Origin of the sequence: Pseudarthrobacter sp. NPDC055928 (genome assembly GCF_042270935.1) — a bacterium.
GTDB lineage: Bacteria > Actinomycetota > Actinomycetes > Actinomycetales > Micrococcaceae > Arthrobacter.
Map to the genome: position 1 here is coordinate 52,394 of NZ_JBHJZH010000016.1, position 12,692 is coordinate 65,085.

At 63.7% G+C, this 12,692-nt stretch carries 10 protein-coding genes; 9 read left to right on the forward strand and 1 reads right to left on the reverse strand.

The window, feature by feature from the left end:
- Positions 1-46: 46 nt before the first annotated feature.
- A complete protein-coding gene (dtd, locus tag ACFC25_RS18220; RefSeq protein WP_376047743.1) occupies positions 47-499 on the reverse strand; it encodes a D-aminoacyl-tRNA deacylase in 453 nt (150 codons plus the stop codon).
- A gap of 300 nt (positions 500-799) precedes the next feature.
- Here dtd and ACFC25_RS18225 point away from each other — a divergent pair, with 300 nt between their 5' ends.
- The 9 genes from ACFC25_RS18225 (at position 800) to ACFC25_RS18265 (ending at position 12,660) form a co-directional block, all read left to right on the forward strand.
- The gene (locus tag ACFC25_RS18225; RefSeq protein WP_337348763.1) at positions 800-2,851 is read left to right on the forward strand and encodes a hydantoinase/oxoprolinase family protein; all 2,052 of its coding nucleotides are present in this window, start codon (positions 800-802) and stop codon (positions 2,849-2,851) included.
- A gap of 10 nt (positions 2,852-2,861) precedes the next feature.
- Positions 2,862-4,535: a hydantoinase B/oxoprolinase family protein gene (locus ACFC25_RS18230; protein WP_337348762.1), complete on the forward strand. Its 1,674-nt coding sequence runs from the start codon at positions 2,862-2,864 to the stop codon at positions 4,533-4,535.
- Between the two features lie 24 nt (positions 4,536-4,559).
- On the forward strand, positions 4,560-5,582 hold the full coding sequence (locus tag ACFC25_RS18235; protein ID WP_376047748.1) for a sugar ABC transporter substrate-binding protein: 1,023 nt from the start codon (positions 4,560-4,562) through the stop codon (positions 5,580-5,582).
- A 96-nt stretch (positions 5,583-5,678) separates the two neighbouring features.
- On the forward strand, positions 5,679-7,205 hold the full coding sequence (locus ACFC25_RS18240; RefSeq protein ID WP_376047751.1) for a sugar ABC transporter ATP-binding protein: 1,527 nt from the start codon (positions 5,679-5,681) through the stop codon (positions 7,203-7,205).
- 10 nt (positions 7,206-7,215) lie between these two features.
- Positions 7,216-8,199, forward strand: a complete 984-nt coding sequence (locus ACFC25_RS18245; RefSeq protein ID WP_337348759.1) for an ABC transporter permease — start codon at positions 7,216-7,218, stop codon at positions 8,197-8,199.
- Between the two features lie 83 nt (positions 8,200-8,282).
- Positions 8,283-9,602, forward strand: a complete 1,320-nt coding sequence (locus tag ACFC25_RS18250) for a methylhydantoinase (RefSeq protein WP_376047755.1) — start codon at positions 8,283-8,285, stop codon at positions 9,600-9,602.
- Entirely contained in the window at positions 9,599-10,681 is a 1,083-nt protein-coding gene (locus ACFC25_RS18255) for a DUF917 domain-containing protein (RefSeq protein ID WP_337348757.1), read from the forward strand. Before ACFC25_RS18250 ends, ACFC25_RS18255 begins: the two co-directional genes overlap by 4 nt.
- Positions 10,674-12,221 carry a helix-turn-helix domain-containing protein gene (locus ACFC25_RS18260; protein WP_376047759.1) on the forward strand — a complete coding sequence of 516 codons (1,548 nt, stop codon included), beginning with the start codon at positions 10,674-10,676 and terminating at the stop codon, positions 12,219-12,221. The genes ACFC25_RS18255 and ACFC25_RS18260 overlap by 8 nt, the downstream gene beginning before the upstream one ends.
- Positions 12,205-12,660: a GAF domain-containing protein gene (locus ACFC25_RS18265; RefSeq protein WP_337348755.1), complete on the forward strand. Its 456-nt coding sequence runs from the start codon at positions 12,205-12,207 to the stop codon at positions 12,658-12,660. The genes ACFC25_RS18260 and ACFC25_RS18265 overlap by 17 nt, the downstream gene beginning before the upstream one ends.
- Positions 12,661-12,692 lie beyond the last annotated feature (32 nt).

Sequence of the window (12,692 nt, forward strand, 5' to 3'; positions counted from 1 at the left end):
CGTATTCACCGACCTCAAGGCCGCGTTGCCCATAACTTCCGGATGGTCAGCCGCGGCGGGGAGCTGAAAAATCGGCGGTGTCGAGGCTGATCGTGAACGGTCCGTCATTGACCAGGGACACTTGCATCATGGCCCCGAACCGCCCGGTGGACACCTCCGCCCCAAGGCCGCGCAGGGAAGCGACCAGGTGTTCAATCAAGGGCTCGCCGGTGTTCGCAGGCGCCGCGTCCGACCAGGAGGGGCGCCTTCCCCGCCGTGTGTCCGCGTACAGCGTGAACTGGCTGACCACCAGCAGGGGCCCGTTCTGGTCGGCACACGACCTCTCACCCTCAAGGATCCGCAGGGTCCAGATCTTGGCGGCGAGGGCCGCCGCATCGTCCAAGGTGTCCGTGTGGGTGGCGCCGGCCAGGACAACGAGTCCCGGGCGGTCAATGGACCCCACCGTTTCGCCGTCGACGGTGACCTCGGCTCGGGTGACCCGCTGAAGGATGGCTCGCACGCATCAACCCTAACGGAGTCCGTCAGCGGGTTACGCGCGGGTCAGTCCTGCCGCCCCCGCAGCGGCAAGACAAGGCTAAGAGCGCCGCTATGAACGCGTCAAGCACCCAAACAAGAAATCCACTCCCCAATTTCTCAGGTGCCAGGATCCCCTGCTGAATGGGCTTTCCAAGGGCCTCTTTAGGCAGGGAGCCCTATCTCCTAGCCCCAGATTGTGCATGATGCACCGCGTTCCGGAAGGCCCCCTGTCTAACGTGATTTTCCACACACCAAGTTCAACCAGAACCATAAGGAGATACACATGCCGAACTACAGGGTGTCGATGGATATCGGCGGAACGTTCACGGACATCGTGGCGTATGACCAGAGCGCAGGGACCTACGAGGCGACGAAAGCATCCACCACGCCGGGCAACCTGAGCGCCGGCGTCATCGCCGGTCTCGAATCGATTGTTACCGACCTTTCCGATATCGAATTCCTGGTGCATGGCACCACCCAAGGCCTTAACGCTTTCCTTGAGCGTCGCGGCGTTCCAGTACTGTTGCTGGCCACTGCAGGCGTGGAGGACTCCTACCACATCGCCCGCGGCCCCCGCCTGGAGCTTTACAACGCCCAGTACCGCAAGCCGGCTCCCCTGATCGAGCGGAAGGACGTCATCGGCGTCGGCGGACGCCTCGACGGTCAGGGCCACGAGATCCGGCCGCTTGACGAAGTGGCCGTCCGCCAAGCAGCCCGCCGGGCACAGGATGAGGGATACGGCGCCGTTGCCGTTGCATTCCTCTTCAGCTACAAGAACCCGGCCCATGAACTTCGTGCCCGTGAAATCCTGCTTGAAGAACTGGGCGAGGATTTCACCGTTTCGCTTTCACATGAAGCAGCCAAGGAGTGGCGCGAATACGAGCGCACCTCCTCCGCGGTGGTTGAGGCCTACACGGGCCCCGTGGTCCGCAATTATCTTTTGGACCTGGAAGAGAAGCTCGCGGACCGCGGCGTGGAGGCCCCGCTGCACATCATGCAGTCCTCCGGCGGCGTGCTCACCGCAGAGTCCGCCCGCAAGCGTCCCCTTCAGACGCTGCTGTCCGGGCCGGTCGGCGGCGCAATGGGCGACGTCGAACTGGCTGGCGTGTCCGGCAACCGCAACCTCATCGGTGTTGACATGGGCGGGACCTCCTTTGACGTCTCCCTCGTTGTCGACGGAAAACCCGACGTGTCCACCGAAGCCCACCTTGAGGGCCTGCCGATGCTCATGAGCGTCGTCAACATCCATACTGTGGGAGCCGGCGGCGGCTCTGTTGCATGGCTCGAAGCCGGGGGTCTCCGGGTGGGACCCCGGTCCGCCGGTGCCACCCCCGGGCCGGCCTGCTACGGCCGCGGCGGCACCGAGCCCACCGTCACCGACGCCAACCTGGTGCTCGGCCGCGTGGACCCCGACTGGTTCGCAGGCGGACAGGTTGCCCTGGACCGGGAAGCGGCCATCACGGCCCTGAAGACAGTGGGAGACGAGCTCGGCCTGGACCCGATCGCCATGGCCGAAGGCATCTGCGACGTAGCCAACTCCCAGATGGCCCAGGCCATCAGGACCATCACCATCTCCCGGGGCATCGAACCTCGCGACTTTGCCCTCGTGGCGTTCGGCGGCGCAGGGCCCATGCACGCGGTCTTCCTCGCCAAGGAACTCGGGATCCCGGAAACCGTGGTTCCCCGTTTCCCCGGCGCGTTTTCGGCGTGGGGCATGCTGCAGACGAACATCCGCAAGGACTTCTCCGAACCGTACTTCTTCCTCGACGAAGACATCGACGTGGCTGACATGGCCGGTGTCCTGCGAAGGATGGAAGTGGAGGGCCTGACGTCCCTGGTTTCCGAGGGCGTCCCTGAGGAAAGCCGCCAAACAACCGCTTCCGTGGACGTGCGCTACCAGTCCCAGGAATTCTCACTGAACGTCCCCCTCACGTCCGCCGACGAACCCGAGTCAGAGGGCTTCGTCGCCGACCTGGCGGTCCGCTTCTCCGCGATGTACCACGAGCGCTACGGGCACTCCAACCTGGGCGCCCCCATCGAGATCGTCGCACTGCGGACCCAGGCGGTAGGCGACCTCGGCCGGCTGGAGGCACCGCTCTTCGCAACCGCGCAGAGCCCCGAGTTCAAGCACGAAATGCGCCGGGTGGTCTTTGACCACGTGGAACACGAGACCACCGTGGTGCGCCGCGACGACCTGGCCGCCGGGCACACCTTCGAAGGACCGGCCATCATCGTGGAGCAGACCGCCACCACCGTGGTGCCGCCCGGGTTCAACGTCACGGTCGACGAGTTCGGCTCCCTGGTCATCCGCACTGAAGACGCAGAAGGAAATTGAGGTACCACTAATGACAATCACTGCAGTCAAAACCCTGGATCCCGTAACCGTGGAAATCATCCGCAACGCGCTCACCAGCGCCGCGGACGATATGAACGCCACCCTGATCCGCTCCGCCTACTCACCCATCCTCTACGAGGGCGGTGACTGTGTGGTGGCGCTGCTGGACACCGAACACCGCGTACTCGGACAGTCCGCCGGGCTCCCACTGTTCCTCGGCAACCTGGAAACGTGCTCCATTGCTGTGGAGGAGCTGTACGGACGCGAGGTCTGGCAGGAAGGGGACGTGTGGATCCTTAACGACTCCTACCTCGGCGGAACGCACCTTAACGATGTCACCATCTTCGCGCCGATTTTTGACGACGGCTCGGTGGTTGGCTTCGCCGCCACCCGCGCGCACTGGATGGACATGGGCTCCAAGGATGTGGGCGGCTCGATGGATGCCACGGACATCTTCCAGGAAGGCTTCCGTATGGGGCCGGTCAAGCTCATGGAAGCCGGCATTGAAACCTCCGTGGTGGACCTGATCCGCACCAACGTCCGCTTTCCCTACCAGACCATCGGCGACATGCACGCGATGATCGCCGCACTCCGGATGGGAACCACCCGGATGAAGGAGTTGGTGGGCCGGTACGGCATGGAGCAACTCGATGCCGCACGCGATGAGATCTTCCGCCAGACGGAGGAGATTGAGCGCGAGACCGTCCGCAACATCCCCGACGGCGTGTACGAAGCCGAAGGCGTCCTGGACAACGACGGCATCAACCTGGACACCCCCATCCCGATCAGGCTGAAGATCACCGTCGCCGGCGACACTGTCGACTTCGACGTCACCGGCTCCGCCGACCAGACCATGGGCCCGGTCAACTGCGGCGCAGCCCAAGCCGTCTCGGCCCTGCGTGTGGGGTACAAGCTCCTGGTCAGCCCGGACTCCAACTCCAACGGCGGATCCTTCCGCCCCATGACCACCCAGGTGCGTTCCGGCTCAGTGCTGGGCGCCGTGGCACCGGCACCATGCCAGTGGTACTTCTCGCATCTCGGGCTGCTGATCGATTTGGTCTCCAAGGCAATGGCACCCGCCATGCCTGAACGGGTGGCAAGCGCCAGCCATGGTGACTCAATGATCATTACTGCCGCCGGCTTCGACCCCCGCTTCGGCCGGAACTTCGTCAGCATGGAAGCCACCCTTGGCGGCTGGGGCGCCTGGCAGGGAACCGACGGCGAATCCGCCATGATCAACAACGTCAACGGGTCCCTCAAGGACCTGCCCATCGAAATGATGGAAACCCGTTACCCGCTGCGGATCAACGAGTACTCCATCCGTCCGAACTCCGGTGGCCCCGGGCAGTGGCGGGGCGGCAACGGAGTTGTCCGTGAATACGAGTTCCTCGCCGACTGCGTCGTGGGGCTGTGGTTCGAAAGGTCCAAGACGCCCGCCTGGGGCCTCTTCGGTGGTTCTGACGCCCAGGGCCCGGAAGTGGTGATCAATCCCGGCCGCCACGACGAGGTCCGGACGCTGAAGGCCAACGCACGGAAAATCAAGGCCGGCGACGTCGTCCGCCTTGCAGTTGGGGGCGGCGGCGGTTTCGGAGATGTCTCCAAGCGCTCCCGCGAAGACATTGAGTACGACATCGTCAACGGTTTCATCACCGAGGACTTCGCCAAGACCCACTACGGCTACTAAACGCCGCGACAGAAAGGATTAACTGTGAAAATCACCAAGCGTCCAGCCGCAGCGATGGCCCTCATGAGCCTCGCCCTGCTGACCTCAGCATGCACCCCGCCCGCCCAAAGCAGCACCACAGAAGCAGTGGCTGCCGGTGCAGACCAGAAACTCAACGTTGGATTCTTCGGTTTTGCCAAATCCAACGGCTTTGCCCAGGGCACGTACCTCGGCGTGGAGCAGGCGGCCAAAGCCAACAACGCCAGCGCCACCTTTGTGGACTCCAATTTCAGTGCCCAGACCCAGGTCCAGCAGATCCAGGATGCTGTCACTTCCAAGCAGTTCGAGGTGATCGTGATCCAGGCCAATGACAACCAGGCCCTCATCGCACCTTTGACGCAGGCCGTGCAGGCGGGCATCACGGTGGTTGTCGAATTCTCGGTCATCGGGCCAAAGTTCGACACCATCGAGGCGCAGGTCCCTGGTGCCATCAGCATCGTGGACCTGCCCACCCGCAACGGCAAGGTGCTCGGCGAGATGGGCAAGCAAGCCTGCGCCACGGTGCCGGGCGACACGTGCAAGGTGGCCTACCTCGAAGGCTTCAAGGCCATGCCCCTGGATAACGCCCGGACCGATGCCGTGAAGACGGAACTGGCCACCGATCCGAAAATCAAGCTCGTGGCCAGCGTCGAAGGCGGGTACACCCAGGACACCGGCCGCCAGGCATTCCAAAACGTCTCACAGGCGAACCCGGATGTTGACGTGGTGATTGGCGCATCCCAGGCCATCACCGGCGCCGCCGCAGCCGCCGGGAACAGTGACATCAAGTTCATCGGCAACGGTGCATCCGTTTCCAATGTGGAAGCGGTCCGGTCCGGTAAATGGTTCTCCATCTACGTCAGCGACGTCGTAGCCAACGGCGCCAAGGCCACCGAACTGGGGCTCGCCAAGGCGCGGGGCAAGCAAGTGGAAACTGCCATCGACGAGGCCAGCCTGGCCCCCAACAACAGCAAGGGCACCAAAGAGGCACTCGATGCCCTGAACTACGTCTCAAAGTACTCGGACTAGTCCAGCCACCTCCCGGGGGCAACCCCGGGGCCGGAGCCTGACCGCTTCGGCCCCGGGGATCCGGCCCTCAACTCCCTTCCATCTCCAGAGGTCAACATGGCGATACAACAGTTGGAAAAACGCGAGCATGCAAGCCGGAGGACCGCACCGGAGATCACCGTCTCCGGAATCGGCAAACGTTACGGTGCAACCACGGTGCTGAAAGACGTCACACTGTCGGTAACCCCCGGGGAAATCCACGGCATCATGGGGGAAAACGGCGCAGGAAAGAGCACCCTGCTCAAAATCCTGGGCGGTGCCATCATGGCGGACTCCGGCACCATGGAATTGGACGGAAACCCGGTCAGGATCACAACCCCACGGGACGCCATCTCCCATGGGATTTCCCTCATCTCCCAGGAATTGGCACTGATCCCCAACCTGTCGGTGCTGGAGAACGTCTTCCTGGGCCGCTGGGCCCACAGTGGAAGCCTCCTCCTCCCCAACAAGGACGGTGACCATTTCGCCCGGCTGTTGGAAGAGTCCGGTTTTGACCTGGACCCCCGGGCAACCGTGGGGAATCTGCCTATCGGCCAACAGCAGCAGGTGGAAATCCTGAAAGCCCTTGCCCGCGGGGCGAAGGTGCTGTGCATGGACGAACCCACCGCGGTCCTCAACGAGGCCGAGAAGGAAAAACTCCTGCAGGTTATCAAAAGGCTGGCCTCCACCGGGACCACCGTCCTCATCGTCTCTCATTACCTGGAGGAAGTCCTGGACTTGGTGGACCGGGTGACCATTCTGCGCGACGGACAGCACATCGTCACCGAAGACGCTGCCGGCCATACGCCGGAGTCGCTCGTGCGGCTGATGGTTGGCCGGGACGTCGATTTCCTCCTCCCCGAAGTGCCGCAGGTTCACTCCCAAGCTGAGACGGTTCTTCGGGTTGTCGGATTGACCAGCACCAAGGTTAGCGACATATCTCTTGAGGTCCGTCGCGGAGAGATCCTGGGCATCGCCGGGCTGGTGGGCAGCGGCCGCAGCGAAACCCTGCTCGCCATTTTCGGTGCAGACCGGACCACCGGCGGCCACGTCGAGATCAACGGCCACCGCCTCCGCGCCTGCTCCATCAGGGACGCCATCAAAGCAGGTATCGCGCTCATTCCGGAGTCGCGGAAAGAACAGGGACTGGTCATGTCCCGGCCAGCCTCAGAGAATATTGCCCTCTCAACCCTGTCCGGCCGGTCATGGGCCGGCTTCGTCAGTGCACGGCGGGAAAGGGCGGCCGTCAAGGACGTCAGCAAGTCAGTTGACCTGCGCGGCGCCCGCCCGGGACAGCCTATTGCCAACCTTTCCGGCGGGAACCAGCAGAAGGCGCTTTTCGCCAAATGGCTGTTGGATCCTCCGGCAGTGCTGTTGGTGGATGAACCCACCCGGGGAGTGGACATCGCAGCCAAGGCCCGGATCCACAGCATCATCGTTGAACTGGCTGCTAAGGGTACAGCAGTCATCGTGGTCAGCTCCGAGCTCGAGGAAGTGCTCGGCCTGTCCCACCGTATCCATGTCATGAGGCACGGGCGCATTGTTGCCGAGTTCGACCGAAACGCCTCCCGCGACGAAGTCATGACTTCCGCTTTCCTGAAATAGGTGAATCCACATGAGCACAACAGCAGTTGCCGTGCCTTCAACGGCAGAAAAAAAGTTCAATCTGAATCTCAAAGATTTCGGAATCGTTTTTGGCCTGGCCGCCATCATGCTGTTCCTGGCCCTGAACACCGGAACATTCCTCACGGGCCGAAATTTCATCAACTTGTTCGACCAGGCCGCCGTCGTGGGACTGCTCGCCGCGGCAGCCACGCTGTGCATCATCAGCGGGGTCTTTGACCTTTCCTCGACCGCAACCCTCGCAGTCTCCGCCATTTCGGGGGTGACTCTCACCCAGCACTTCGGTGTTGCGGCAGGGTTCTTCGGAGCCTTGCTGGTGGGCGCCCTGTTGGGGACCGTCACAGGGCTGATCGTGGTCAGCACGAAAGTCAACTCGTTCATCGGAACATTGGCTGTGAGCATCATTTACCGGGGCCTGGCCATCGTGATCACTGGCGGCGCAATTGTGGCACCGCTGCCTGACCAGCTTGCATCCTTCCAGACTTGGACCTGGCCAAGCATTTTCGGCCTCACCGCAGGCTCGGTACTGATGCTGGCAATGACCGCGGTCCTGGGAATTGTTCTGTGGCGCACCACCTTCGGCCGCAGGATCTACGCCGTGGGCGGCAACCGGGAAGCTGCCCGTCTCAGCGGCATCCGAACGGGCTCAATCCACGTTGCGGTCTTCGCCATCAGCGGCCTCTGCTCGGCAATGGCCGGGATGATTCTGGCCTCCCGCGCCGGATCGGCCCAGCCTGCCATGGCCATCGGCATCGAGCTCACCGCAATCGCCGCTGTGGTCATCGGCGGAACCAGCATCCTCGGCGGACAGGGTGCCATGTGGAGGGCCTTCGTGGGGGTCATGATCCTCACCGTCATCAGCAACGGCTTCAACCTGCTGCATTGGGATACCACTTACCAGCAGGTGGTGACAGGTGTCCTCATCCTGGTGGCCGTTGCAGCCGACGGATTGTTCTTCCGCAAAGCCACCAGATGACTGTCCAGGGTGGACCCTAGAGATATGACATGGATGCACCGCGGGGCAGGGGCCCGGCAGAAAGTTGAACAGGAGGCCCGGCAATGCGGATAGGACTGATGCTCCAGGGCACCAGTTGCCGGGCGCTCGTTCTGGAGGGACGCTCCGTCATCTCCGTGGCCGAACAGCTGCAGGCCGGCAGCCTGGCTGAGGCGCTGGACCGGGTGCTGTCCGCGTTACGCCTGCAGTTCGGGACCCGGATCACAGACGTAACGGCCGACGTCGGACGCGTGCTCGCTGCGGGGCAGCCAGGGGACGTCGTCGCTATCCGCATCTCCCCCCGTCCCCCGGCTGATCGGTTCCACAACACCGTCCTGCCGGCGCTCATTGAGCCTGCGGTCATCAGGACCATGCACGTCCGCGGCGGCCACGACCTGCGGGGACGGCCCCTCGCGCCGCTGGACCTGAAAGCATTCCTGGTGGAATTGCCCTCCATCCTGTCTGGGCGCCTGCGGAACGTAGCCATCACCGCCGTCGGCTCCACCGCCTCCCCGGAGCACGAAACGCGTATCGCGGATGCCATCCTGTCGAACAACAGCGACATGCGGATCAGCATCTCCACTGATTTCTACTCAAGCGTGTTCCGCGACCGTGACTACACAGCCATCCTTAATAGTGCCCTGATGCAATCGGGCGAAGACCTGGCGGCAATGCTGGAAGAGGCGGGACGCCGCCATTTCCCCGCTGCCACACTTTCCTATGCCAGGAACGACGGCGGCCGGGCACCCCTATCGCGGCTGGCAGTAGCCCCCGTGCACGGACTCCACCCGGATCCTGCAATGGCAATCCTCGGCGCAGCAACGCTGGGCGGATTGCCTGACGGGGAAGTAGTTGTCTGCACCGATGCGGGCGTGAGCGTGGGCAACACCCGCCGCGGTCTTCCGGTTTCCCACAGCCTCATCCGGCAGGGGTATGAAGCGAGCCTCGCCACCAACGCCGCCATCGTGGAGCCGTACACTGCCAACCATCCGGTGCGGCCCGGCATCCCGTCAGTGGTCGCCGACGTCCGCACCAGCCAGGACACCCCGCCTGACTTCGGCCTGGCGCCAACACTTCCAGATGCCCCGGACCTGACCCTCATAGGCTGTGCCGCGGCACCGCTGACGGCGTGGATCGACAGGCTCGAGAGGGTCAGCGGACAGGCGGATCTGCAGCGGGTACAGCACCGCGTGGAAGAGGAAGCCCGGTCGGCCGCGGTCCAGTTGGGCGCGAGCCCCACAGACACCCGCATCATCGAATCAAATGTGTTCGCCATGCCCTATGGGAATCCCGGAATCGTCCGGATCCGGGTTCAGGCCGCGGGCGGGACTTCCGGCTCTGAGGAACTGGCGTCGACCGCACAAGCCATGGAGGCCACGGCATGAGCACGGTCCTCACGGCTGAAGACGTCGGGCACCTCCGGACCGGTGCACATTTCCTGGCCTGCGCCATCGATCCCACCGCCATCCATATCTACGCCGGCATGATCCAGGAGGCCATGAAGGACCAGTCCGTGGAGCTCGTCACCGTGGATGAACTCGCTCCAGATGACCTGGTAGTGGCAGTGGGCATGGTGACCCAAGGCCTGTTCATCGCTGACATGCCCCCGGTGGGTGACGAGTTCACGGGCTGTATCGATGCGATCGAAACCAGACTTGGCCGCAAGGTGCGGGCCATCTATTCGCTCGCCGCCGCCAACATCAACGGAATCATTCCGCTCATGGTGGGGCTCCAGTCCTCCCTTCCCGTGATCGACTCCGACCCCATGGGGCGCGTCTTCCCCCTCATCAGCCAGACCACCTTGAATATCGGCGGGGTGGCCATTGGCCCCATAGCGCTCATGGGGGTAACCGGCGAGCGCGCACTGGTGGAGGCCAGTGATCCGCAACGTGCCGAGACACTGGTCCGTGCGCTCGTCACCGAGCTCGGCGGCTGGGCCGCCACTGTCATGTATCCATGCTCCGCGCGTGAGCTGAAGGAGCACGGAGTGCACGGCTCCATCAGCCGGATGATCCGGATAGGACAGATCCTCGACGCCGAAACCTCGGCGGAGAGCAAGTTCCTTTCGCTCGCCGACTTCCTGGGCGTGACGCGGATTTCACGGGCGCGGGTGAGCCACATCGAAGGCCTGTCCCGCCCTACCGACCTTGGACTCCCGGCCCAACCATCCAGTATGACCCTGGAGGATGAAACCACCGGGCAGATCATCCGGCTGGAGGTCCAGAATGAGATTTTGCTGGTGCTGGTGGACGGTGCCGTAGCGGCAGCCGTCCCTGACATGGTGACGCTCCTCAACCCCGAGCACGGCTCTGTGGCCAACCTGGACGACGTCCGGGTAGGCAACGTTGTGGATGTGCTAAAACTCAATGCTGCGCCGCAATGGTATTCGGAGGCGGGACTGGATCTGGCCGAACCGGCTGCGTTCGGCATCCCACTCAAACATCCAAGGCGGCGCCATGAGTAGGTCGATCAAGGACACGCGGCTCGATGTGGCGGGACTGCTGGCGCACGGGTCGCTTCGCAGCACCACCCCGCTGTACCTCACCCCCACCAGCGCACTTATCGAAAGCGTTGTTCTTGTCTCCCAGCTTGAGGCGATCCAGCGCGTGCGGCCGAACACCGTTGTGGTCCTTTCGACAGAAATGGGCTCGGGCGGTTGGCTTGTGTCCGCCGCACTGCGGCATGCCTGGGAGCGGCGGGCCAGTGCCGTCGTCGTGGCTGGGAGCACCTATTCCAACGCTGTGATCGGCCTGGCTAAACGACTGGGCATCACGCTTTTGGCTGCGGAGGGAAATCCGGCCGAAGTCGCGTTGTCTCTGGCAGCTGAAATCGGTGCCGCCCTGTCCGTGGTGGATGCCGAGCTCGCCCGGTTCGCCCGTGCAGTGGCCAAGGACAGTACACTCGCTGACGTCCTCAAGACCATATCCGGTGAACTGGATGGCGTGGGCGTTTCGCTGGAATACGACGGAGTCGTCCTCGCCTCAGCCGGTGCTGCCCCGCGGGATTCGGCCGAGGTCATCACTGTTGACATTGGCGCGGCCAACGCCGCCGTCCCTTCAGCCCTCACCGCCCGTGTACCCGCTTCCGGCGTACACAACCTACGGCTCGTTCGGTCGATCCTCGAAGTAGCGGCTCCTTCGGTTAAGGCCGCATGGTTGGTGGGCAACTCCCGGGATGCGGTCCGCGCTGTTCCCACTGCGGCACTGGCCAGGCTAAACCAAGGCCCAGGTTCTTCCGGCACCGCCTTCGAGGAAGATCACCGGCATCTCCTCTCACAGCTGGGTTGGCGCAGGGACGAACGCTACGCGGCTATCTGGATCTGTCGCAGCGGTGTGCACGCGCCAGGTAACGACCTAACGGCTGTGCTGAGGCTGCTCTGGCGTAAGGTCGCTGCACGCAGTCCTCTGGCGGAGGTCGACGGCGGCTGGCTGGCACTTGTTCCGGCCGCACACCAGGCAGTTGTTTCACAGCTTGAACTCCGGCTCAAGGCACGGCTCCAGCCTGCCTTGGCCGAGCTGGGCCTGGTGGCCGGCCTGTCCCGCTGGGCGGAGGAGGCTCCGCCGCTTCCGTCCATCATTCAGGAGGCCCGGCTGTCTGCTGTGTCAGCCCGGTCCGCGGGCCCGGGCACGGTATTGGGTTTTGCCGGTCTGGGCGTAGCGGCGGCATTTACTTTCGTCGACAAGGACGCCGTGGCCCTGGTGGCTGAGCTGACCCTTCCACGGCTGATGACCTCTCCTGACCGGGAGGCGATAGTGGCAGCCGTAGCAGCGTTCCTTGACCACCGCGGCTCGGTAAGCCTCGCAGCGGCGGCACTCGATGTGCACCGCAACACCCTTCAGGCCCGGCTTAGCCGTGCACGGGAACTCGGCGTCCCGTTGGACAATCCTTCCGAGTTGCTGTCCGTCCATTTGATCCTCACCGTGCTGGCGGCGGCAGCACAAGAGAAACCAACTCTCCCAGCCCCGTACGAAACCAGAAAGGACTCCCATGAGTTCCCAGTTTGAATCCTTCGACGACGTCTACGCCTCTGCGCGGGACACCGTCGGCGTCCGCCTCTTCACTGCTTCCGTGATCGCCGACGAAGGCAGCAGCATGGCTCGCATTTACACCACCCACCCCGAGGTCTACCCGATAGGCGGGAAGAAAACCCTCGCTGGGGACACCAATCCTGTGTGGCTGGAGCAGGTCCTCATCGGCCAGCAGCCATTCCTGGGCGCTGACAGGGAAGCGGTCAGGGCCTTCTTCTTCGACTCCGGAACCATTGAATCGCTGGGGTGTGGCGCGATTGTCAACGTTCCAGTGGTGAGCGGCGGCCGTACTATCGGCTCCATGAACTTCCTGGCGCCCGAAGGCAGCTATGACCAGTCCTCCGTGGATGCCGCCGTCGAGGTCGCGAGGCGATCGGTCCAGCTCCTCGAAGCCGCCTTGGCCGCCACCAGCTAGCCCACTGACGACATCAGGAAGGAAACACTCCA

Coding starts and splice junctions, on each gene's coding strand:
- ACFC25_RS18265 (WP_337348755.1), top strand. CDS start 12,205: ATGAGTTCCCAGTTTGAATCCTTCGACGACGTCTACGCCTCTGCGCGG.
- ACFC25_RS18255 (WP_337348757.1), top strand. CDS start 9,599: ATGAGCACGGTCCTCACGGCTGAAGACGTCGGGCACCTCCGGACCGGT.
- ACFC25_RS18260 (WP_376047759.1), top strand. CDS start 10,674: ATGAGTAGGTCGATCAAGGACACGCGGCTCGATGTGGCGGGACTGCTG.
- ACFC25_RS18225 (WP_337348763.1), top strand. CDS start 800: ATGCCGAACTACAGGGTGTCGATGGATATCGGCGGAACGTTCACGGAC.
- ACFC25_RS18250 (WP_376047755.1), top strand. CDS start 8,283: ATGCGGATAGGACTGATGCTCCAGGGCACCAGTTGCCGGGCGCTCGTT.
- ACFC25_RS18240 (WP_376047751.1), top strand. CDS start 5,679: ATGGCGATACAACAGTTGGAAAAACGCGAGCATGCAAGCCGGAGGACC.
- ACFC25_RS18230 (WP_337348762.1), top strand. CDS start 2,862: ATGACAATCACTGCAGTCAAAACCCTGGATCCCGTAACCGTGGAAATC.
- ACFC25_RS18245 (WP_337348759.1), top strand. CDS start 7,216: ATGAGCACAACAGCAGTTGCCGTGCCTTCAACGGCAGAAAAAAAGTTC.